General features: G+C 69.2%; 18 protein-coding genes. 13 read left to right on the top strand and 5 right to left on the bottom strand.

Features of this window, described 5'->3' with window-relative positions; translation table 11 throughout:
• Window positions 1-25: 25 nt before the first annotated feature.
• On the bottom strand, window positions 26-1,969 hold the full coding sequence (gene acs, locus ACQYVW_RS16325) for an acetate--CoA ligase (protein ID WP_434934832.1): 1,944 nt from the start codon (window positions 1,967-1,969) through the stop codon (window positions 26-28).
• Between the two features lie 244 nt (window positions 1,970-2,213).
• On the opposite strand from acs, the gene ACQYVW_RS16330 reads away from it, so the two are divergent.
• From ACQYVW_RS16330 to ACQYVW_RS16345, 4 genes are all read left to right on the top strand, one after another.
• Window positions 2,214-3,554 carry a DcaP family trimeric outer membrane transporter gene (locus ACQYVW_RS16330; RefSeq protein WP_434934830.1) on the top strand — a complete coding sequence of 447 codons (1,341 nt, stop codon included), beginning with the start codon at window positions 2,214-2,216 and terminating at the stop codon, window positions 3,552-3,554.
• Window positions 3,555-3,566: 12 nt separating this feature from the next.
• Complete coding sequence (locus ACQYVW_RS16335) at window positions 3,567-5,243, top strand: MFS transporter (RefSeq protein ID WP_434947705.1); 1,677 nt, start codon at window positions 3,567-3,569, stop codon at window positions 5,241-5,243.
• A 572-nt stretch (window positions 5,244-5,815) separates the two neighbouring features.
• The gene (locus tag ACQYVW_RS16340) at window positions 5,816-7,141 is read left to right on the top strand and encodes an ATP-binding protein (protein ID WP_434947706.1); all 1,326 of its coding nucleotides are present in this window, start codon (window positions 5,816-5,818) and stop codon (window positions 7,139-7,141) included.
• Complete coding sequence (locus tag ACQYVW_RS16345) at window positions 7,131-7,670, top strand: response regulator transcription factor (protein ID WP_434934825.1); 540 nt, start codon at window positions 7,131-7,133, stop codon at window positions 7,668-7,670. The genes ACQYVW_RS16340 and ACQYVW_RS16345 overlap by 11 nt, the downstream gene beginning before the upstream one ends.
• 105 nt (window positions 7,671-7,775) lie before the next feature.
• On the opposite strand, the gene sctU is transcribed toward ACQYVW_RS16345, so the two are convergent.
• On the bottom strand, window positions 7,776-8,879 hold the full coding sequence (gene sctU / locus ACQYVW_RS16350) for a type III secretion system export apparatus subunit SctU (protein WP_434934823.1): 1,104 nt from the start codon (window positions 8,877-8,879) through the stop codon (window positions 7,776-7,778).
• Window positions 8,880-9,092: 213 nt separating this feature from the next.
• Here sctU and ACQYVW_RS16355 point away from each other — a divergent pair, with 213 nt between their 5' ends.
• The 3 genes from ACQYVW_RS16355 (at window position 9,093) to ACQYVW_RS16365 (ending at window position 11,088) form a co-directional block, all read left to right on the top strand.
• Window positions 9,093-9,398, top strand: coding sequence for a hypothetical protein (locus ACQYVW_RS16355; RefSeq protein WP_434947707.1), 306 nt, complete (start codon window positions 9,093-9,095; stop codon window positions 9,396-9,398).
• Window positions 9,399-9,440: 42 nt separating this feature from the next.
• Window positions 9,441-10,121, top strand: a complete 681-nt coding sequence (locus ACQYVW_RS16360) for a hypothetical protein (protein ID WP_434947708.1) — start codon at window positions 9,441-9,443, stop codon at window positions 10,119-10,121.
• A gap of 115 nt (window positions 10,122-10,236) precedes the next feature.
• Window positions 10,237-11,088, top strand: a complete 852-nt coding sequence (locus ACQYVW_RS16365; protein ID WP_434947709.1) for a hypothetical protein — start codon at window positions 10,237-10,239, stop codon at window positions 11,086-11,088.
• 6 nt (window positions 11,089-11,094) lie between these two features.
• Here the strand turns inward: ACQYVW_RS16365 and ACQYVW_RS16370 are convergent, their stop codons facing one another.
• The gene (locus tag ACQYVW_RS16370; RefSeq protein WP_434936557.1) at window positions 11,095-11,889 is read right to left on the bottom strand and encodes a sulfite exporter TauE/SafE family protein; all 795 of its coding nucleotides are present in this window, start codon (window positions 11,887-11,889) and stop codon (window positions 11,095-11,097) included.
• A gap of 67 nt (window positions 11,890-11,956) precedes the next feature.
• On the opposite strand from ACQYVW_RS16370, the gene ACQYVW_RS16375 reads away from it, so the two are divergent.
• From ACQYVW_RS16375 to ACQYVW_RS16390, 4 genes are all read left to right on the top strand, one after another.
• Window positions 11,957-13,894, top strand: a complete 1,938-nt coding sequence (locus tag ACQYVW_RS16375) for a lytic transglycosylase domain-containing protein (RefSeq protein WP_434947710.1) — start codon at window positions 11,957-11,959, stop codon at window positions 13,892-13,894.
• 45 nt (window positions 13,895-13,939) lie between these two features.
• Window positions 13,940-14,317 carry a PH domain-containing protein gene (locus ACQYVW_RS16380; protein WP_434947711.1) on the top strand — a complete coding sequence of 126 codons (378 nt, stop codon included), beginning with the start codon at window positions 13,940-13,942 and terminating at the stop codon, window positions 14,315-14,317.
• 2 nt (window positions 14,318-14,319) lie between these two features.
• Window positions 14,320-15,585 carry a multifunctional CCA addition/repair protein gene (locus tag ACQYVW_RS16385; protein WP_434947712.1) on the top strand — a complete coding sequence of 422 codons (1,266 nt, stop codon included), beginning with the start codon at window positions 14,320-14,322 and terminating at the stop codon, window positions 15,583-15,585.
• A gap of 233 nt (window positions 15,586-15,818) precedes the next feature.
• Entirely contained in the window at window positions 15,819-16,175 is a 357-nt protein-coding gene (locus ACQYVW_RS16390) for a diguanylate cyclase (RefSeq protein ID WP_434936531.1), read from the top strand.
• On the opposite strand, the gene ACQYVW_RS16395 is transcribed toward ACQYVW_RS16390, so the two are convergent.
• Together ACQYVW_RS16395 and ACQYVW_RS16400 are read right to left on the bottom strand one after the other, a co-directional pair.
• Window positions 16,172-17,263 (bottom strand): DNA topoisomerase IB, encoded by a 1,092-nt coding sequence (locus tag ACQYVW_RS16395; RefSeq protein WP_434947713.1) that lies wholly within the window; start codon window positions 17,261-17,263, stop codon window positions 16,172-16,174. The two genes, ACQYVW_RS16390 and ACQYVW_RS16395, sit on opposite strands and share 4 nt — an antisense overlap.
• Window positions 17,264-17,525: 262 nt before the next feature.
• Window positions 17,526-18,230, bottom strand: coding sequence for a pirin family protein (locus ACQYVW_RS16400; protein ID WP_434947714.1), 705 nt, complete (start codon window positions 18,228-18,230; stop codon window positions 17,526-17,528).
• 124 nt (window positions 18,231-18,354) lie between these two features.
• On the opposite strand from ACQYVW_RS16400, the gene ACQYVW_RS16405 reads away from it, so the two are divergent.
• Together ACQYVW_RS16405 and ACQYVW_RS16410 are read left to right on the top strand one after the other, a co-directional pair.
• Window positions 18,355-19,266 carry a LysR family transcriptional regulator gene (locus tag ACQYVW_RS16405; protein ID WP_434936536.1) on the top strand — a complete coding sequence of 304 codons (912 nt, stop codon included), beginning with the start codon at window positions 18,355-18,357 and terminating at the stop codon, window positions 19,264-19,266.
• 397 nt (window positions 19,267-19,663) lie between these two features.
• Entirely contained in the window at window positions 19,664-20,368 is a 705-nt protein-coding gene (locus ACQYVW_RS16410) for a hypothetical protein (RefSeq protein WP_434947715.1), read from the top strand.
• Window positions 20,369-20,542: the final 174 nt, after the last annotated feature.

Raw genomic sequence — 20,542 nt, forward strand, 5'->3', positions numbered from 1 at the left:
CTTTCTATCGGATCCGCCCCGGCGACTAGGCGCCGTGGCGGTTCTTCACCAGCGAATCGACCACGGAAGGATCGGCCAGCGTGCTGGTGTCGCCCAGCTGGTCGGGCGCATTCTCCGCGATCTTGCGCAGGATGCGGCGCATGATCTTGCCCGAGCGGGTCTTCGGCAGGCCGGGGGCCCACTGCAGGAAGTCCGGAGACGCGATCGGTCCGATTTCCCTGCGCACGTGCGCGACCAGCTCCTTGAGCAGTTCGTCGCTCTCCACCTCGTCGGCCACCAGGGTGACGTAGGCGTAGATACCCTGACCCTTGATGTCGTGCGGGAAACCGACCACGGCCGCCTCGGCCACCTTCGGGTGCGAGACCAGGGCGCTTTCCACTTCCGCGGTGCCGATGCGGTGGCCGGACACGTTGATCACGTCGTCGACGCGGCCGGTGATCCAGTAGTAGCCGTCCTCGTCGCGGCGGCAGCCGTCGCCGCTGAAGTACATGCCCGGATAGGTGCGGAAATAGGTGTCGATGAAGCGCTGGTGGTCGCCATAGACGGTGCGCATCTGTCCCGGCCACGAGTCGAGCATCACCAGGTTGCCCTCGGCCGCGCCCTCCAGCAGCTTGCCCTCCGCATCGACCAGGGCCGGCTGCACGCCGAAGAACGGCAGGGTCGCCGAACCGGGCTTGAGGTCGATCGCGCCGGGCAGCGGTGAGATCAGGATGCCGCCGGTCTCGGTCTGCCACCAGGTGTCGACGATCGGGCAGCGGCTGTCGCCCACCACTTCGTAGTACCAGCGCCAGGCCTCGGGGTTGATCGGCTCGCCGACGCTGCCGAGCAGGCGCAGGGAGGCGCGCGAGGCCGCCTTCACCGGCGCCTCGCCCTCGCGCATCAGCGCACGGATCGCGGTGGGCGCGGTGTAGAAGATCGTCACCTTGTGGCGGTCGATGACGTTCCAGAAGCGCGAGTAGTCCGGGTAGTTCGGCACGCCCTCGAACATCAGAGAGGTTGCGCCGTTGGCCAGCGGCCCGTAGACGATATAGCTGTGCCCGGTGACCCAGCCCACGTCGGCGGTGCACCAGTAGATGTCGTCCTCGCGCAGGTCGAAGACAGCCTCGTGCGTGTAGCTGGCGAACAGCAGGTAGCCGGCGGTGGTGTGCAGCACGCCCTTGGGCTTGCCGGTGGAACCGGAGGTGTAGAGGATGAACAGCGGGTCTTCCGCATTCATCCGCTCGGGCTCGCATTCGACCGGCTGCGAATCGACCACCGCGTCGTACCAGCGGTCGCGGGGCATCTGCATGTCCACCGCGCCCCCGGTGTGGCGCACCACCAGGACCGTATCCACCGTCGTGGTGCCCGGCAGCTTGAGCGCGGCATCCACGTTCGCCTTGAGCGGCACCTTGCGGCCGCCGCGCAGGCCCTCGTCGGCGGTGATGATCAGCTTGCTGCCGCAGTCGGCGACGCGGTCGGCGATCGAGTTGGGCGCGAAGCCACCGAACACCACCGAGTGCACCGCGCCGATGCGCGCGCAGGCCAGCATCGCCACCGCGGCCTCGACGATCATCGGCAGGTAGATGGTCACCCGGTCGCCCTTCTGCACGCCCAGCGCGCGCAGCGCGTTGCCGAGCTTGCAGACGCGCTCGTGCAATTCGCGGTAACTGACATGGCACGGGGCGGTGTCGGGGCTGTCGGACTCCCAGATCAGCGCGGTCTTGTCGCCACGCGTGGCGAGCTGCCGGTCCAGGCAGTTGACGCTGACGTTGAGTTCGCCGTCGGCGAACCAGCGGATCCGGAAGTCGTCCAGGTCGTAGCTGACGTCCTTGATCACGGTCGGCTTGCGGTACCAGTCGAGCCGGCCCGCAGCCTCGCCCCAGAAAGCGTCGGGATCTTGCACCGAGGCGGCGTAGTCGCGCCTGTAGCGCGCCTGATCGATCCGCGTGCCCGCGGCGAAGTCCTGCTTGACGGGATAGATGTCGCTCATGTCGCCCTCCGGAAACGTGTGTCTCTGAACAATGACGTGCCTGGGTCAAGTGTGCCCCATCCACGCATATTGCAATGCAACATCATGCTAGGACTTTGGTCGATGCCGCGCCGACCCCTACCAAAGACGAATAGGCACCGCCGCCCGCCGCGCGCAGCCTCGGCGAGCCAGTGTGCACACATGTTTCTCTGGGAGGGGAAGATCGATGACAAGACGCAGGCCACTGCGGCCCTTGGCGGCCGCGATGATGTTCGCCCTGATCGCGCCAGGGGTCGCGTTCGGGCAGACCACCAAGGAGCGGGAACTGGAGGCCCGCATCGCGCAGCTCGAGGCGCAGGTGCAGGCGCTGCTGCAGTCGCAGCAGCAGACCCAGGCCACGGTGACCGAAACCAAGACCCAGCTCGACGAAGTCCGGGTCGCGCAGGGCGCCGCCGACGGCAAGCCCCGCATCCAGTCCACGCCGATCCTCACCGCCGGCAACCCCGGCAGCACGTTCTCCTACGGCGGATTCATCAAGCTCGACGCCATGACCACCGACACCAGCGACGGCGCGATCGCCGACGGCTCGGCCGGTCGGCTGTTCTACGTTCCGAGCACGATCCCGGTCACCGCCAACGGCGCCGAACCCGACACCGATCCGTACACCGACATCCATGCCGCGTTCTCGCGCTTCTGGCTGGCGGCCGACTGGACCAGCGAGGGCGGCGACAAGTTCCGCGGCTACATCGAGGCCGACATGTTTGGTGGCGGCAGCGCCAACCTCGGCAACGAGGTGTCCACCAATACCCACGGCATCACCATCCGCCAGGCTTTCGTGAGCTGGAACAACTGGCTGGCCGGCCAGACCTGGTCCAACTTCCAGGACACGGCCGCGCTGCCGGAAGCGGTCGACTTCGTCGGCGTCACCGAGGGCACCACCTTCGTGCGCCAGGCGCAGGTCCGCTACACCAGCGGCCCGTTCTCGATCGCGCTGGAGAATCCCACGACGACGGTCAGCAACGTGGTCAACGCAGCGCGCAACAATGCCGGCGGCAGCAATTTCATGCCCGACCTCACCGCCCGCTACGTCACCAAGGGCGACTGGGGCCACTTCAGCATCGCCGGCCTGTTGCGACAGCTCAAGTCGGGCGACGAGAGCGACAGCGGCGCGGCTGTCAGCGTCTCGGGCCGCTTCAACCTCGGCGCCAGCGACGACATCCGCTGGATGGCCAACTATGGTGCCGGCATCGGCCGTTACCTCGCCTTCGGCCTCGGCGCCGATGCGGTGCTCGATGCCAACGGCGAACTGCATGCGCAGGACGGTGCGGGCGGCTTCGTGGCCTGGCGCCACGCCTTCACGCCAAAGCTGCGCAGCAACCTGATGTATTCGGTAGCCGAGTTCGACAACGACCGCAGCCTCGCCGGCTGGGGCCCGGCCAGCTGGGCCGCCGTCGAACGCGCCCAGTCGTTCCACGCCAACCTGATCTATTCCCCGTTCCCGAAGCTCGATATCGGCGCGGAAGTCAGCTGGGGCGAACGCACGCTTGAGGACGACCGCGAGGGCGATCTTCGGCGTATCCATACGACCGTCAAGTACAGCTTCTAAGGGGAGGCGCCGATGTCAACTGCAGCAAGCAATCCCGCCGTCCAGACCGGTGGCATGACCAAGGAACATCGCAAGGTCATTGTCGCCTCGAGCCTGGGCACCGTGTTCGAGTGGTACGACTTCTACCTGTACGGATCACTGGCCGCGGTGATCGCGGTGCACTTCTTCTCGTCCCTCGCACCGGGGCCGGCGTTCATCATGGCGCTGCTGACCTTCGCCGCGGGCTTTGCGGTGCGCCCCTTCGGTGCGCTCGTGTTCGGCCGGCTCGGCGACTTGATCGGCCGCAAGTACACCTTCCTCATCACGATCGTGATCATGGGCGTTTCGACTTTCCTGGTCGGCGTGTTGCCCACTTACGAGAGTATCGGCATCGCCGCACCCATCATCCTGGTCGTCCTGCGATGCCTGCAGGGCCTGGCCCTGGGCGGCGAGTACGGCGGCGCGGCCACCTACGTGGCCGAACACGCGCCGATGGGCAAGCGCGGCCTGTACACCAGCTTCATCCAGACTACCGCCACGGTCGGCCTGTTCCTGTCGCTGCTGGTGATCCTCGGCTGCCGCCTGATCCTGGGCAACGAGGCCTTCGCCGAATGGGGCTGGCGCATTCCGTTCCTGATCTCGTTCGTACTGCTGATCATCTCGATCTGGATCCGCATGCAGCTCAACGAGTCGCCGCTGTTCCAGAAGATGAAGGAAGAGGGCACGCGTTCGAAGGCGCCGCTGACCGAGAGCTTCGGCACCTGGAGCAACGGCAAGATCGTGCTGCTCGCGCTGTTCGGCGCCACCGCCGGCCAGGCCGTGGTGTGGTACGCCGGCCAGTTCTACGCGCTGTTCTTCATGACCCAGACGCTGAAGGTCGATCCGATCACCGCCAACCTGTTCATCGCGGCGGCGCTGGCGATCGCCACCGGCGGGTTCATCTTCTTCGGCTGGCTGTCGGACAAGATCGGCCGCAAGCCGATCATCATGGTCGGCTGCCTGCTGGCGGCGCTGACCTATTTCCCGCTGTTCAAGGGCCTGATGTACTTCGGCAACCCGGCCCTGTACGCGGCCTCGCAGGCCAACCCGGCGGTGGTCGTCGCCGACCCGGCGGACTGTTCGTTCCAGTTCGTGCCGGGTGAGCTGAAGAGCCACGTGAAGTTCAGCAATTCCTGCGACATCGTGAAGAACCTGCTGAACGCCCGCAGCGTCACCTACACCAACGAAGAGGCCGCGGCCGGCACCTTGGCATCGGTGCGTATCGGCGAGACCGAGATCGAGAGCGTGTCGCTCAGCGGCCTGTCCGCCGACGAGGCCGCCGCCGCGCAGGCCAAGCTGCAGGCCGACCTGACGGCAGCGATCGATGCCGCCGGCTATCCGGCCGCCGCCGACAACAGCCAGATGAACAAGCCGATGGTGCTGTTGATCCTCACCATCCTGGTGCTGTACGTGACCATGGTGTACGGGCCGATCGCGGCCTGGCTGGTGGAGCTGTTCCCGACCCGCATCCGCTACACCTCGATGTCGCTGCCCTATCACATCGGCAACGGCTGGTTCGGCGGCTTCCTGCCGACCACGGCCTTCGCCCTGGTGCTGCTGACCGGCAACATCTACGCCGGCCTGTGGTACCCGATCGTGATCGCGGTGATGACCTTCATCATCGGCACCTTCTTCCTGAAGGAAACCAAGGACGTCGACATCAGCAAGTAGCGTCATCGCTCAACGCCGCGACGCAACGCCGGCCCGAAGGGGCCGGCGTTTTTTTATTCTTCTCGCGTGTGCGGGGACGTCTGCCCGCACAAAAGCGACAGCTGCTGGCCGACTCGACCCGGGATGGTGCCGGCTCGGGTCGACCGTTGCCCATTCACTGACGCAGCTTCGATAGAGGCTGCGCATCGGAAGCACCGCGGCACCGGCAGCGGTGAGCCGTGCACTGACGGCCGGAATCGCGGCAAGCAAGACATGCATGTCTTGCTCGCGAGTCAGGGCAGGGTGAGCGTGGCTGGATTGCGCGGCTCTGCCATGTATCCATGCGAACGCCGGCGTGCTGCGCAGGGCCGGACCACGCAGCGGTCCTGATCGAGCGCAGAGCGATCTCCGGCCGACAGGGCGCGGCGACAGCCGGATAGCTGCGCGGGATGTATCACAACCCCGCTCAAGGCCCCCATGGTTGGAGAAGAACCTTTTCCGGACTTCCGCATCGGCGGAAAGCGCCGTGGCGTCACCCCTCGATCCCGGCGGGACATCCGGCGCGCGGCCGTCCCCGTGCTAGGGTGCGCGCCATGCCGCAGCCCCTGTCCTCGATCGCCGCCGCCCGCCACGCGCGTGAGGGCACCGACAGCGCGGGCGTCAACAGCATGCGCCAGCTGGTGCAGCTGCGCTGGATCGCGGTTGTCGGGCAGTTGCTCACCATCTCCCTGGTCCATTCGGGGCTGGGGATCGCCCTGCCGCTGCTGCCGATGTTCGCCGTGCTGGCGGCGCTGGTGGCCTTCAACCTCGTGGCGATGCTGCGGTGGCGCGGGCGCGGACTGGTCACCAATGCCGCGCTGATGCTCGGCCTGGTGGTGGACGTGGCGGCGCTGACCGTGCAGCTCTACCTCAGCGGCGGCATCACCAACCCCTTCGCCTTCCTCTACCTGCTGCAGGTGGGCGTGGCCACGGTGCTGCTGCGGCCCTGGTCGAGCTGGGCGATCGCCGGCCTCACCACGGCCTGCATCATCGGCCTGGCCCTGTTCCCCGGCCCGGTCCATCTGCCCGCGCACCCGGGCCGCGGCCTGCCGGACTACTACGTGCTGGGGCTGCTGCTGTGCTTCGCCCTGATCGCGACCCTGCTGGTGGCGTTCGTGATCCGGATCGGCCGGATCGTGCGTGCGCGCGACGCGCGCCTGGCGGCGCTGCGCCAGCGCGCGGCCGAGGAGGAGCACGTCGTGCGCATGGGGCTGCTGGCCTCCGGGGCCGCGCACGAGCTGGGCACCCCGCTGGCCACCATCGCGGTGATCCTCGGCGACTGGCGCCACCTGCCGCAGTTCCAGTCCGATCCGGAACTGCTTCAGGATATTTCCGAGATGCAGGCGCAGGTGCTGCGCTGCAAGTCCATCGTCTCGGGCATCCTCGCCTCCGCGGGAGAGACGCGGGCGGAGGCCCCGCGCGGCACCACCCTGCGGGCCTTCCTCAACGGCCTGCTGGAGGAATGGCAGCGCAGCCGCGTGGTGCGGGGTTTCGAGTACCACGACGGGGTGGAGGGCGAGTTCGCCATCGTCTCCGACGCCGGCCTGCAGCAGATGCTGTGGAACGTGCTGGACAACGCGCTGGAAGCCTCGCACGCGCGCGTTCGCCTGGAGGCGTCGACCGAGGCGGGCATGCTGGTGCTGCGGGTGACCGACGATGGCCCCGGCTTCGCGCCGGACATCCTCGAGCGTCTCGGCGCCCCCTACAACTCGAGCAAGGATGCGCCCGGGCGCGGCCTGGGCCTGTTCCTGGCCCTGAACGTGGCCCGCACGCTGGGCGGTACCATTGCCGCACGCAACCCGCCTTCCGGTGGCGCCATGGTGACCGTCACCCTGCCGCTGGCGGCGCTGTCGCTGGAGCAGGATGATGATGAACACTGAATCGCGCCGTCTGCTGATCGTCGAGGACGATGCCGCCTTCGCCCGCACGCTGGCGCGCTCGTTCGAGCGCCGCGGCTACCAGGTGCGCGGCGCGAGCAACGTGGACGGCCTGGCGCCGCTGCTGCAGGAGTTCGCTCCCACCCATGCGGTGGTCGACCTCAAGCTGGCGGGGGGCAGCTCCGGGCTGGCCTGCGTCAAGGCACTGCACGCCCACGACCCGGACATGCTGATCGTGGTGCTGACCGGCTACGCCAGCATCGCCACCGCGGTGGAGGCGATCAAGCTCGGTGCCCACCACTACCTGGCCAAGCCCTCGAACACCGACGACATCGAAGCGGCGTTCGCACGCGAGGGCGGCGACGCGGAGGTGGAACTGACCCGGCGCCAGACCTCGATCAAGACGCTGGAGTGGGAACATATCCACGAAGCCCTGGCCGCGGCGGACTTCAACATCTCCGAGGCCGCGCGCCAGCTCGGCATGCACCGGCGCACGCTGGCGCGGAAGCTGGAGAAGCGGCGGGTGAAGTAGGCGCGGTGCGGGCGGACCCAGCTCCGATCGACGGGGAGCGGCGTCCCTATCGGAGCCGACGAAAGGGAACTCGACCTCCCGCAACGGATCGGTCAAACACCCCGTCTACTCCGCTTCCGGCTCCCGGTACACCGTCTCGATGTCATCGCCGCGCGCGCGGCGCACGTTCTCGGCCCAGTGCAACACTTCGGCCACGGCGTCGAAGAATTCGCCTGAAATGTAGTCGTCCAGTTCGACCTGCTCGTTGAGCCCGCGCGCCAGCGGCACGTTCTGCAGGATCGGGATGCCTTCTTCCTCGGCGGTCTTCTTGATCAGTTCGGCGAACGCGCCTTCGCCCTTGGCCACCACCACCGGCAGCTCGGTCTCGCCGGGCTCGTACTGCAGGGCGACGGCGATGTGGGTGGGATTGGTCACGACGACGTTGGACTTGCGCACCGAAGTCAGCATGTTCTGCTGCGCCCACTCCTGATGCAACTGCCGGCGACGCTGCTTGACGTAGGGGTCGCCCTCGTTCTCCTTGAGCTCCTGGCGGATGTCGCGCCGGCTCATGCGCAGCTTCCTGGTGTAGGAGAACTTCTGGTACCACACGTCCAGCGCGGAGACGAGGAAGAACACCGCGATGGTCCAGACCGCGATCCACTTCACGCCATGCCAGAACGCCGCGGCCATCGCCGAGGGCGGGGCGTAGGGCAGCTTCAGCAGCCACTCCATCATGCCGCGCAGCACGATATAGCCGATGCCGATCAAGGCCGCGCACTTGAGCACGGACTTGACCAGTTCGACCAGGTTGTCCATCGAGAACATCCGCTTGACGCCCTCGACCGGGTTCATCTTGTCCATCTTCGGCGTGATCTTCTTGATCGACAGCACCGGGCCGACCTGCAGGAACTCGATCACCACGCCCAGCGCCAGCACCATCGCCAGCAGCGGCAGGCAGATCCACAGCAGGGTTTCGAAGGCGAGCTGGCCGAGCCGCGGCAGCGCCTCGTGGAAATCCTGGCCCACGGCCTGCAGGCTCTGGTTGAACAGCCCGGCCAGGCGCCCGTAGATGAACGAGGCCAGCATCCCGCCCAGCGCGATCCAGCCCAGCAGCAGCACGGTCCCGGTCAGTTCCTTGCTGCGCGCGACATTGCCTTCCTTGCGCGCGTCGCGGATCTTTTTCGGGGTCGGCTTTTCGGTCTTGTCGGCGCCCTGGTCCTTGTCGGCCATGCGAAGGTCCGGTGGCTGGCGTGAACGCGGCCCGAGGCTAGCATGTCGATGGATGCGGGCCGTGGAGACCCGATGATCTCGCCGGCATCCGGATGAACACCCCCTGCGTCGCGCCGCGGCCTAGGGTTGCCCCCGGGATGCGGGCAGATGACAGCCTCGCTACAGTGTGCCTGTCCCCGCCATTGCGGCCCCGGCCCGCCCCCGTCCGACCCCATGAGCAGCATCGGTTCCAACCCTCCCGGCTTCGGCACGACCGGCCTGCCCCAGGCAGGGCAGGTGTCGCTCGACGAGGCCCGCCAGCAGGACCTGCTGCGGGGCGGGATGGAGTTCGCGCCGGACGCGGCCGCGCCTGCGGCGCTGCTCGACCCGGGCGAATCAGTGCTCGAACTCGCGGCCTGGGAAGGCGCGGACGCCCCGCACACCCTGCCCCGTGACGCTGCACTGGTGTCCCGGCTGGCCGCGATGGATCGCGCCGAAGCGGCCAATGCCGGCGTCGACAGCATCCTGGCGGCGCTCTGAGCCGCCGCAGCGCGCGCCATCCCGCTGGCCGATAATGGCCGGGTGAATACCCAGGCTCCCTCGCCCGACCAGCTGCGGCAGGCCGCGGCACGTCTAGTCTCGACGCTGGCGGCGCACGACGATCCCGAGTACCGGCTGGCGGTGCTCAAGCGGCTGTCGCGGCGGCTCGGCGAGGACCACTATCCGATGTTCCTGCGTCTGCTGGGCGTGGTTGCCGAAAGCGACGACGGCGACGCCAAGCGACTGCTCGCCGATACCGTGGTCACCGCGCTGCGCCGCTCCGACCTGCCGGGCGGCGCGCTCAGTTCCTGGGGCGCCACGCGCCTGCCCGAGAACGTGACCGGGATGAGCGCGGGGGCGCTGGCGGGCGGCTTCTTCGGCAGTTCGCCGCGGCGGATGCTCGGCCCGGTCGAATACCTCGTGGTCTGGCACCTGCAGCGCACCCAGCGCACCTCGCTGGGCGCCGACGCGTTCCGCCGCCACCTGGCGCTGCTGGTGGACCTGCTCAACCACAGCAGGGAGGCTGCCACGCTGTACCCGCAGAAGCTGGCGGCCGACGCGCAGAACGAGCTGGAAGGCGCCTACACCCGGGCCACCCGCGAACGCCTGGCGGCCATCGCCCGGGCCTGGCAGGCCGGGCAGCCGCCGCAGGCGGTCGCCCAGGCGGCGATCGATGCCGGCCACGTCGACCTGCCCGCCGGCTGGGTGGTGCGCGACCTGTAGCGCCCGCCGCCCGCGCGTCGAAAGCGCGGACCGCACCTCGTTTCGCTGCCGCCGCGGTTGAACAGCGTCTTCACAGCGGCCAAGATGCGGGCGCAACGAAGTGGAAGGGGCTGCCATGGGGAACCGCACGATCGCGGCACTGTGCGTGCTGCTGGCCGTCCTGGCCGGCTGCAGCCGGCCGGCGGCGGATGTGGCCGCGGCGGCCGCAGCCGCCACCCCCGTCGAAGCCGTGCGCCGGCTCACCGCCGACCTGCGGGCTAACGACCTGGAAGCCTTTGCCCAGCACGCCGTGACCCCCGCCGTCCACGCCCGCCTGCAGGCGGCGTGGGGCGAAGGCCGCACGCGCTGGCCGCTGGACCAGCTGCCGTTCGCGCGCCACCTCCCGCGCGCCATGGCCGCCCTGTCCGCGCCCGACGCCGAACAGGTGCTGGAGCGCGGCTTCGAACGGCAGCTGGCCGATGCCAGCCTGGGCGCGGCGGCCGAGTTCCTGACCCTGTTCACCGTGCAGTACATCCTGCAGCAGGGCGAGTTCAGCGTGTCCGAGCGCGAGCACTATCCGCAGCTGGTGCAGGCCTTCGGCGCCTGGGCCGCGGGCGCGCCGATCGGCGACCGCGATCGTGCGCGGGCCGCGATTACGGCCATGACCGCGGCCGCGCGCGAGGCCGGGCTCGACAGCGACCAGGCGTTCGCGGAGGCCGGGATGACCGATTCGCTACAGCGCATGTCGCGGGTGCTGTCCACCGGCAAGCAGGTGCTGGTGTCCTACGGCTTCGACCTGGATGCCGACCTGGCCGCGATGGATGTGCAGCTGCAGTCGCAGACCGGCGACGTGGCGCGCGTGCGCATGCAGTACGCGCTGGCCGGCACGCCCATCGACACCATCGTCAACCTCGAGCGTCGCGACGGCGTATGGTACGTGAGCGACTTCCTGCGCCACGCCGAGGATGCGTTGGCCAGCGCCGACTGAAGCGGCTCACAGCAGCACGCTGATCCCCACCAGCACCATGAACACCGCGAACACGCGCTTGAGCGCGGCGCCGCTGATCGCGTGCGCCAGGCGCGTGCCCAGGGGCGCGGCCAGCACCGAGGCCAGTGCGATGCCGATCGCCGCCGGCAGGTAGACGTAGCCGAGCGCATGCGCCGGCAGCACGCCCGCCGGCGCATGCAGCGCATAACCGGCCGCGCTCGCCAGGCCGATGAAGATGCCGCAGGCCGAGGAGGTGCCGACCGCGCGCACCGGCACCACGCCGCGCCACACCAGCAGGGGGACGGTCATGCTGCCGCCACCGATGCCGACGATCGCCGAGACCGCGCCGATGCCGCCCCCGGCCGCGATCATGGGCATGCCGCGCGGCACCACATCCGCCAGCGCCACGCCGCCGCGCGGGCCGCCGAAGGCCATCTGCGCCGCGACCAGGAAGCAGTACAGCGCCACGCACCAGCGCAGCACCTCGCCCTGCAGCCCCACCGCGACCAGGCTGCCCAGCCAGCCGCCGAGCAGCAGGCCCGGCACCATCCACGCCACCGTCGGCCACAGCACGCTGCCGCGCTTGTGGTGCGCGCGCGCGGACGAGGATGCGGTGAGCACGATGCTCGCCAGCGAACTGGCCAGCGCGGCGTGCATGGCGGCTTCCTGCGGAACGCCGTAGGCCGGCAGCAGCCACACCAGCGCGCCGATCAGCACCAGCCCGCCGCCGATGCCGAGCAGCCCGGCCAGCACGCCGGCGGCCACGCCCAGCAGCGGGAACACCCACCAGCCTTCGATCATGTGGCGGTACCTTCGCTGCGGGCGTTGTCTGAAAGGATGTTCATCGGGCTCTGGCTATAGTCGGCGGATGTCGAAACGGCCGCCCATCCTACTCGCCGCGCTCATGCTGTCGGTCCTGCCGCTGGTCCAGGCGCAGGACGATTCCGCCCCCCTGCGCGCCGCCCTCGAAGCCGCCGAACGCGGCCTGCCCGCGCCTGCGCTGGCGTCCTCGCACCCGGCGCGGCGCTGGGTCGAGATGGCCAGGCTGCGGCGCGACATCGACACCCTGCCCGCGGCGGAGGCCCAGGGTTTCCTGTCGCGCCACCAGGGCGAAGCCGTGGCCGAAGTGTTCCGCGAGGCCTGGCTGCGCGCCCTGCTCAAGCGCGAGGACTGGCGCGGGCTGCGCGCGGCCTGGTCGCCGTCGATCACCAGCCCCGCGCTGCGCTGCGCCGAGCTGCAGGCGCGTCAGCGCACCGGCGCGATGGACGCGCAGTGGACGCGCGACGCGCAGGCGATGTGGCGCAGCAGCGGCAACTCGCTGCCCGACAGCTGCGATCCGGTGTTCGACGCGCTGGCCGCCAGCGGCGGGCTGGACGCGGCGCTGCGCTGGGAGCGCATCGAACTGGCCGCCACCGAGTGGCAGCCGGGCGTGATGCGCGCAGCCGCGCGCGGCCTGCCCGCCGACCAGCAGGCTTTGGCCAACGACTACGCCGCCTTCATGACCGCGCCGCACGATCGCGCCCTGGGCTGGCCCAAGACCGCGCGCAGTCGCCTGGTGGCGTCGCACGGCCTGGCGAAGTTCGGCAAGGACGACCCGCTGGCGGCGGAAGCGCGGCTGCCCGCGATCGCCGCGGCGCTGGAGTTCGGCGAAGCCGAGCGTGGCCGCGTGCTCTACCAGGCCGCGCTGTGGACGGTCGCCTCCTACCTGCCCGACTCGGCGCGATTGCTCGCGCGCGTGCCCGACAGCGCCTACGACGAACGCCTGCACGAATGGCGCGTGCGCGAGGCGCTGGCGCGCTCGGACTGGAGCGCCGCGCTGGCCGCGCTGCAGAAGATGGGCCCGGCGCAGCGCGCCAGCTCGCGCTGGCAATGGTTCGAGGCGCGCATGCGCGAGCTCACCGGCGATCGCAGCGGCGCGCAGGCCCTGTTCGCGCAGGTGGCCGCGCAGCCGGAGTTCCACGGTTTCCTGGCCGCCGACCGCCTCGACCGGCCCTATGCACTCTGCCCCTGGAACCCCACGCATGAGCCGGCCGACAAGGCAGCGGTCGCCAAGGATCCCGCGATCGTGCGCGCGATGGCCCTGTACCGTGCCGGTCGCAGCGGCTGGGCGACGCGCGAATGGCAGGACGCGCTGTCGCGCTTCGATGACGCGCAGCGCCGCATCGCGGTGGAGGTGGCGCAGGAGCACGGCTGGTTCGACCGCGCCGTGTTCAACCTCGGCAAGGCGCCGGGCGAGACGCGGCTTTATACGCTGCGCTTCCCCATCCACCACGCCGACGTCATCCAGCGCGAGGCCAGGAAGAACGGGCTCGACCCGGCCTGGGTCGCGGCCGAGATCCGCGCCGAGAGCACCTTCAACCCCAACGCCCGTTCGCCCGCCGATGCGCGCGGCCTGATGCAGGTGCTTCCCTCCACCGGCGCGGCGGTGGCGCGACGGCTGGGACTGCCCTGGAACGGCGCGCAGGACCTGTACGACCCGGCCACCAACATCGCGATCGGCACCGCCTACCTGCGCGAGAAGGAAGAGATGTACGGCAAGCCGTATGTCGCCATCGCCGCCTACAACGCGGGGCCCACGCCGACCTCGCGCTGGCTGTCGCAGCGTCCGCAGATGGACCCGGACCTGTGGATCGAGACGATCAGCTATCGCGAGACGCGCGAATACGTCGCCCGCATCCTCGCCTTCAGCGTGCTCTACGACTGGCGCATGTTCGGCAAGGCCACGCCGGTCACCGAGCGCATGCGCGGCGGCACCGGCGCCCCGCGCAAGGCGTTCGCCTGCCCCACGCCGACGGCCACCGGCTGAGCGCCAGGCGCTAAGCTGGCGCCACTTCCTCCACAGGGGCCGCACATGGGTCTGCTCGATGCACTGCTGGGCAACGCCGGCGACGCGCCGATCGACAAGGTCGCCGCGGAACTCGCGCCGCTGCTGGTCGAGGGCGAACGGGTGGAGCGGGGCTTCATCCTGTTCCGCGACCTGTTCGTCTTCACCAGCCATCGCCTCGTCCTGGTCAACAAGCAGGGACTGACCGGCAGCAAGGTCGAGACCCTGTCCATTCCCTACCGCAGCATCGTCAGCTTCTCGGTGGAGAACGCGGGCAGCTTCGACATGGATTCGGAACTGCGGCTGTGGATTTCCGGCCAGGCCACGCCGATCACCAGGACCTTCGGCCGCAAGGTCGACGCGACAGCGCTGCTGGGCCTGCTCAGCGCGCGCGTGCTGGGCTAGGCATGCGGACGTATCTGGTCGGCGGCGCGGTGCGCGACCGGCTGCTCGGCCAGCCGCCGGGCGACCGCGACTGGGTGGTGGTCGGGGAGACGCCCGAATCGATGCTGGCCGCCGGCTTCCGCCCGGTTGGACGCGATTTCCCGGTGTTCCTGCATCCGCGTACCGGCGAGGAACACGCGCTGGCGCGCACCGAACGCAAGAGCGCACGCGGTCACCGCGGCTTCGTGGTGCATGCCGATCCGTCGGTGACGCTGGAACAGGACCTCGTACGGCGCGACTTCACCATCAACGCGATCGCGCAGGACGACGGCGGCGAACTGGTCGACCCGTTCGGCGGCGCCAAGGACATCGAGGCGCGCGTGCTGCGCCATGTCGGCCCGGCCTTCGTCGAGGATCCGCTGCGGGTGCTGCGCGCGGCGCGGTTCATGGCGCGATTGGCGCCGCTGGGCTTCCGCGTGGCGCCGGAGACGATGGCGCTGATGCGACAGATGGCAGACAGCGGCGAACTCGACACCCTGGTGGCCGAGCGCGTCTGGCAGGAGCTGTGCAAGGCGCTGCAGGCGAAGCAGCCATCGGCCTTCCTGCGTACCCTGCGCGGGGCCGGCGCACTGGCGGCCGTGCTGCCCGAGGTCGACGCGCTGTATGGCGTGCCGCAGCGCGCCGAGTACCACCCGGAGGTCGATACCGGCACGCACCAGGAGCTGGTCAGCGACATGGCCGCGAGCCTGGCGCCGGGCGACGCGATGATCGGCTTCGCCGCGCTGACCCACGACCTGGGCAAGGCACTCACCCCCGCCCACGTGCTGCCGCGCCACATCGGCCACGAGCAGGCGGGCGTCGCGCCGCTGCGCGCACTGTGCGAGCGCCTGAAGGTGCCGCTTGAGCACCGCGAGCTTGCGATCATCGCCTGCCGCGAACACCTCAACGTGCATCGCCTGCGCGAACTGCGCGACAGCACCGTGCACGACCTGCTGCAGCGCTGCGATGCGTTCCGCAAACCCGCGCGCATCCCGAAGCTGGCGCTGGTCTGCGAGGCCGACAAGCGTGGCCGCCTCGGCCTGCAGGACGAGCCGTATCCGCAGGGACAGGAACTGCAGCGCCTGCACGCCGCTGCGCTCGCGGTGAACGCGCGCGACATCGTCCACGAAGGCATGGATGGCCCGCAGATCGGCCAGGCGCTGCGCAAGGCGCGCGTCCGTGCCATCCAGGCCGCGCGCGCCCCTGGCGCGGCCGGCGAGCAGCCGGAGCCCAGCGCGGACGCGTCGTAGCGACAGCCGCGTCGGCCCGCGCCGTGCCCGGTGGCAGGCCGGGCCGCACCCGTGTCTGGCCGCTCCGCCGCCCCCCATTCCGGCACCGCTTCCCCGCCGCCATCGCCCGCCGCCACGAACCGCGCACCCACGCACGGATCCGGCACGTGCAGCGTTGAAGGCCGGTCGCGATCGCGCTATTGATACCGCGCGGATCCGTGGAAACAGCGGCCGGCCGCGCAAGGGGTGGCGACATGGACTGGACTCCAGCAGTCGAAGGCAGCGCCGGGCGGGAAGCGGCGATCGCGGCGATCGCGGCCCGGCACTCGGACCTGGTGGCGCGCTATGGCGGCGAGGAGTTCGCCGTGGTGCTGCCGGAGACGCCCGACCCAAGGCCACTGCTCGACAAGTTCATGACCGCCATCGGGGCGCTGGAGATCGCGCACCAGGGTTCGCCCACCGGCCGCCTGACCATCAGCTGCGGCGCGGTGAGCGCCGCGCGCGCGTGCCTGACGATGCCGCAGCTGTTCAAGCTCAGCGACGATGCGCTCTACGAAGCCAAGCACAGCGGCCGCAACCGCTACGTGGTGCGCAGCGCGGGCGAAGGCTAGCGCGCGCCACCGCCGTCGCGCGGCGCGCGCGCGAGAAAACCCAGCAGGGCGGCCTCCCACTGACGGGGACCGCGCAGCCTGGCCGTCCTGCGGTGCAGCCGCCCGTCCCGCCAGCCCTCGAACACGCGCGGATCGACATAGCTCTTGCGACACACCGTCGGCGTATTGCCCAGCATCGCCGCGACCGAGGTCACCACCTCGCGACAGACGCCTGCGGCGGCGGTGTCGGAAGTCGCCGCGTCGGCCGGGATCTCCGCCAGTTGCCGGAAGGCGGCCTCGGTCGCGCCCCAGGTGCGGAAGTCCTTCGCGGTGAAGTCGGCGCCCATGCACTCGCGCAGATAGGCGTTGACGTCGCTCGACTCCACCGGCACCAGGCTGCCGTCCTCGTCGCGATACTGGAACAGGCGCTGCCCCGGCAGTTCGTGCATCGCGCGCACCAGCTTCAGCAGCCGCGCGTCCTGTATGCCGGCCTCGTGCGCGCGGCCGCCCTTGCCGTTGAACTGCAGCCGCAGTTCCTGGCCCAGAAAGCGCGCGTGGCGGGTGCGCAGCGTGGTCAGGCCGAAGGATCCGTTTTGCCGCGCATAGCAGTCGTTGCCCACGCGGATCAGCGTGCAGGCCATGATCGCGACCACGCCGGCCAGCACCTTCTCGCGCGGCAGCCCCGGCCGCGCCAGGTCGGCACGCACGCGCTGGCGCAGCTTCGGCGGCGCACGGCCGAAGGCGACAATGCGGTCGAACTTGTTGGCATCGCGCAGCGGCCGCCAGTCGGGGTGATACCGGTACTGCTTGCGGCCGCGCGCATCGCGGCCGGTGGCCTGGATGTGGCCCAGCGGCGATGCGCAGATCCACACTTGGCGATACGCGGGCGGGATGGCCAGCATGCGGATGCGCTGCAGGGTGTCGGCATCGCGCACGATGGCGCCATCCGGATCGCGGTAGCAGAAGCCGCGTCCGCGTCGCTGGCGCGTGATCCCCGGCGCGGTGTCGCTGACGTAGCGGAGGCCCGCCTCGATCGCGTCGCGTTCGGCGGGCGTGAGGGCGCGCCGGCGCGATGGCCGGCGGGCGGTGGAGGTGCGTGTCGAGGGCATGCGCGCGAGTGTCGCCGCGCGCCGTGATCGGGCAGTGAACCGGCATGGGCGCGGCACGCACGCGTGGCGTTCCCAGGGTGCCGATGCGGCCACCTCATCGCCGCGCGTTGATGTGTCGCGGCTGCCGCCTGCAGATGGGGACGATGCTGGGAATCCTGATCACGACTTCGCAAGCGGGCGGCATCCCAGGCGGACGCGGCCGCATGATTCGCGCGCCCCGCCCACGTACGCGGGGCGGTTGCCCGCCCCGCGCATGCAGCCATCAGGCTGCGGTGTCGACCAGTACCAGTTCCGCATCCTCCAGCGCGGTGACGCGGATGCGTTCCTCGCCGCTGATGGCGGCGCCATCGCGCGCCTCCAGGGTCACGCCCTCCACTTCCACGCGACCGCTGGCCGGCACCAGGTAGCCATAGCGGCCCGCATCGGCGAAGCGGTACTCGGTGCTCTCGCCGGCCTTGAGGCTGGCCCCGAGGACGCGCGCGTTGGTGCGGATCGGCAGCGCATCGCCGTCGCCATCCATGCCGCTGGCCAGGGTCACGAACCGGCCCGAACGCTCGCCCTTGGGGAAGGGCTTGGCCCCCCAGGCCGGCGCCTCGCCCTTGCGATCCGGGAAGATCCAGATCTGGAAGATGCGGGTGACGCCCGGCTCCAGGTTGTACTCGGCGTGGCGGATGCCGCTGCCGGCGCTCATCACCTGCACGTCGCCCGCTTCGGTGCGCCCCTTGTTGCCGAGGCTGTCCTGGTGGGTGATCGCGCCTTCGCGCACGTAGGTGATGATCTCCATGTCGGCGTGCGCATGCGGCGGGAAGCCGGTGCGGGGCTGGATGGTGTCGTCGTTCCACACCCGCAGCGCACCCCAGTGGACGCGGGCCGGATCGTGGTACTCGGCGAACGAGAAATGATGCTTCGCATCGAGCCAGCCGTGGTTGGCTCCACCCAGGCTGTCGAAGGGACGGCGTTCGATCATGGCGGTGCTCCTGCATTCGGGACTGGGGCCAGTCTAGGCAGCGGCCCCTATCACCGGAATAGAATCAATGGAAAATCATTCTTTCCATTTGTGACATGATCCGAGCGCCCGTCCGGAGCTTGCCATGACCCGCCTGCCCGACCTCGAAGCCTGGGCCATCTTCGCCACCGTAGCCGAAGCCGGCTCCTTCGCCCGCGCCGCCGAGTCGCTGTCGCTGTCTCAGGCCACCGTTTCCAAGGCCATCACCCGGCTGGAGGCGCGCATCGGCACCAGCCTGTTCCACCGCACCTCGCGGCGCATGTCGCTGACCGAGAGCGGCGAGGCCGCACTGGAGCGCGCCAGTCGCATCCTCGAGGAAGGCGAGGCGGTGGAGCTCGAAGCGGCCGAACAGTCGGCCAGCCTGCGCGGCCCGATCCGCCTGGCCGCGCCGATGTCGTTCGGCGTCGCGCGACTCGCGCCGATGCTGCCCAGCTTCCTGCAGGCGCATCCGCAGGTGCAGCTCGACATTGCGCTCAGCGACGAGCTGGTCGACCTCGTTGGGCAGCGCTTCGACCTTGCGCTTCGCATCTCCTCGCTGGCCGACTCCAGCCTGCGCGCCCGCCGGCTCTGCACGGTGCGCCTGCTGATGGTCGGCGCGCCGGACTACTTCGCCCGCCACGGCCGCCCGCAGCACCCGCGCGAGCTGGCGCAGCACCGCGCCCTGCACTACGCCCATTCGCGCAGCGGCACCGCCTGGCGCCTGCGCCACGCGCGTCACGGCGAATTCGCCCAGGCCGTGCCCGCGCAACTGCAGGCCAACAACGCCGAAGTCTTCCTCCCCGCCCTGCGCGCCGGCCTCGGCCTCGCGCTGCAACCGGAGTTCCTGGTCTGGCCGGATCTGCGCGAGGGCACGCTCGAAACCGTGCTCGACGACTGGCAACCGGAACCGATTGCCCTGCATATCGTGACCCCTCCGGGGCGACGTCGGCCGGCCAGGGTGCAGGCGCTGATCGATTATCTGGCGGAGCGGCTGGCAGGGGAGCCTTGGGCGAGGTGAATCAAGGGCAGCCCACTGCCTAATACCTGGCTGCACCGAGCATCGCCCCACCCGATATTTCGGTGAGTCCAGCGCAAGAACACGCGCCGACCCAGGTACCGCCGCCTTCCGCTTCGAACAAGGCTGCAAACGCCGCCAAACACCCCGCGCGTGTCTCGCGCGCATGTCACTTCCGTTATCGCAGTACCAGTGCCGCGATAAGACTTATCGCCGCGCCCTCGCCTGATAACGTGCCGACCCCAGCCTTGGCCCGGGCCTGCCCCAAGCGAACAAGATGCTGATCGGCAAAGAAAAGGGCCTAATTGACTGCACGAGTCACTGGGGCAGAGAATCGGTGCTACACGGACCGCATCGGTCTAATAGTAGTTAGGGCGCAGGGACAGATCAGGGGGAACTGATGCTTGATGTCGTAACAACGTCCTTTTACATCAAGTCTCCTGCGTTCGAGAAGGACGAATTCACGCACTATTCCACGCAGCTGTTTGACGAGTGGGACAGCTATGTTGAGAGCCATCTCAACCTACCTGATTACGCGGTTACTCTTGTAGTTGAAGAGGGCTCTATCAAGGGCCTTGGCAAGGTTGCGGCTACTGCGGGAGCGCTCTATATCGCTATTGGCAACTACGGCGGATTTGTGTCTGGGGTTCAAGCGATCCGAGAGCAAGCGTCGTACGTTACGAATGCGCTCTTTGACCAAGCAAAACAACGCTTTGGCTGCGGGAGCGTGCGAGGCAACTCGAAGCAAAGCGGCGGGGAAATCTATTACCTTAAGAATCTCTTTGATCGTGTTCAACGCGGCCAACTCACATCCGACCAGGCGGTAGCTGAGATCCAAGACCGCTGGGGTCAAGAGGTCGCAAACTCGCCAGAACTGCTGAGAGATCTCGCGACAAGCTTAGACAAAGCCCCACGACATCCCGAGCAGCTTCCCATGTCGGACGAGTTCTGGGAGCCGTGCGAAGAAGTTGAAGAGCCCGTGCGCCAACCCAAGCCAAGAACTCCCCGCCGTCCCGAGTTGCCGATCCCGCAGCACTACAGAATCGAAATTTTTCGCCAGCGAAAGGGTGGCGACAAGAAGGTTAAGCTTACAAAGGTCAAGTAGCGGGGCCTTGCGCCCTAACAATTCGTTCAAGCCGAACTTGCTTCGTTACACCAAACACATGGCAGAAAGAGCTTGCCATGTGTTTGGCTCCACTACGCAAGTCGGCTTAACTCAGCAACTGTCTTGAGGCGCGCCGCTCAAGCCAGTGCCAGGGCCTCGCTCCGCAGCTCGTCG

This window comes from Luteimonas campi, assembly GCF_051162505.1.
Lineage (GTDB): Bacteria > Pseudomonadota > Gammaproteobacteria > Xanthomonadales > Xanthomonadaceae > Luteimonas.

What these genes read in the sequence shown, in the direction of transcription:
- acs (WP_434934832.1), bottom strand. Translation starts at nt 1,969, where the DNA reads ATGAGCGACATCTATCCCGTCAAGCAGGACTTCGCCGCGGGCACGCGG.
- ACQYVW_RS16330 (WP_434934830.1), top strand. Translation starts at nt 2,214, where the DNA reads ATGATGTTCGCCCTGATCGCGCCAGGGGTCGCGTTCGGGCAGACCACC.
- ACQYVW_RS16335 (WP_434947705.1), top strand. Translation starts at nt 3,567, where the DNA reads ATGTCAACTGCAGCAAGCAATCCCGCCGTCCAGACCGGTGGCATGACC.
- ACQYVW_RS16340 (WP_434947706.1), top strand. Translation starts at nt 5,816, where the DNA reads ATGCCGCAGCCCCTGTCCTCGATCGCCGCCGCCCGCCACGCGCGTGAG.
- ACQYVW_RS16345 (WP_434934825.1), top strand. Translation starts at nt 7,131, where the DNA reads ATGAACACTGAATCGCGCCGTCTGCTGATCGTCGAGGACGATGCCGCC.
- sctU (WP_434934823.1), bottom strand. Translation starts at nt 8,879, where the DNA reads ATGGCCGACAAGGACCAGGGCGCCGACAAGACCGAAAAGCCGACCCCG.
- ACQYVW_RS16355 (WP_434947707.1), top strand. Translation starts at nt 9,093, where the DNA reads ATGAGCAGCATCGGTTCCAACCCTCCCGGCTTCGGCACGACCGGCCTG.
- ACQYVW_RS16365 (WP_434947709.1), top strand. Translation starts at nt 10,237, where the DNA reads ATGGGGAACCGCACGATCGCGGCACTGTGCGTGCTGCTGGCCGTCCTG.
- ACQYVW_RS16370 (WP_434936557.1), bottom strand. Translation starts at nt 11,889, where the DNA reads ATGATCGAAGGCTGGTGGGTGTTCCCGCTGCTGGGCGTGGCCGCCGGC.
- ACQYVW_RS16375 (WP_434947710.1), top strand. Translation starts at nt 11,957, where the DNA reads ATGTCGAAACGGCCGCCCATCCTACTCGCCGCGCTCATGCTGTCGGTC.
- ACQYVW_RS16380 (WP_434947711.1), top strand. Translation starts at nt 13,940, where the DNA reads ATGGGTCTGCTCGATGCACTGCTGGGCAACGCCGGCGACGCGCCGATC.
- ACQYVW_RS16385 (WP_434947712.1), top strand. Translation starts at nt 14,320, where the DNA reads ATGCGGACGTATCTGGTCGGCGGCGCGGTGCGCGACCGGCTGCTCGGC.
- ACQYVW_RS16390 (WP_434936531.1), top strand. Translation starts at nt 15,819, where the DNA reads ATGGACTGGACTCCAGCAGTCGAAGGCAGCGCCGGGCGGGAAGCGGCG.
- ACQYVW_RS16395 (WP_434947713.1), bottom strand. Translation starts at nt 17,263, where the DNA reads ATGCCCTCGACACGCACCTCCACCGCCCGCCGGCCATCGCGCCGGCGC.
- ACQYVW_RS16400 (WP_434947714.1), bottom strand. Translation starts at nt 18,230, where the DNA reads ATGATCGAACGCCGTCCCTTCGACAGCCTGGGTGGAGCCAACCACGGC.
- ACQYVW_RS16405 (WP_434936536.1), top strand. Translation starts at nt 18,355, where the DNA reads ATGACCCGCCTGCCCGACCTCGAAGCCTGGGCCATCTTCGCCACCGTA.
- ACQYVW_RS16410 (WP_434947715.1), top strand. Translation starts at nt 19,664, where the DNA reads ATGCTTGATGTCGTAACAACGTCCTTTTACATCAAGTCTCCTGCGTTC.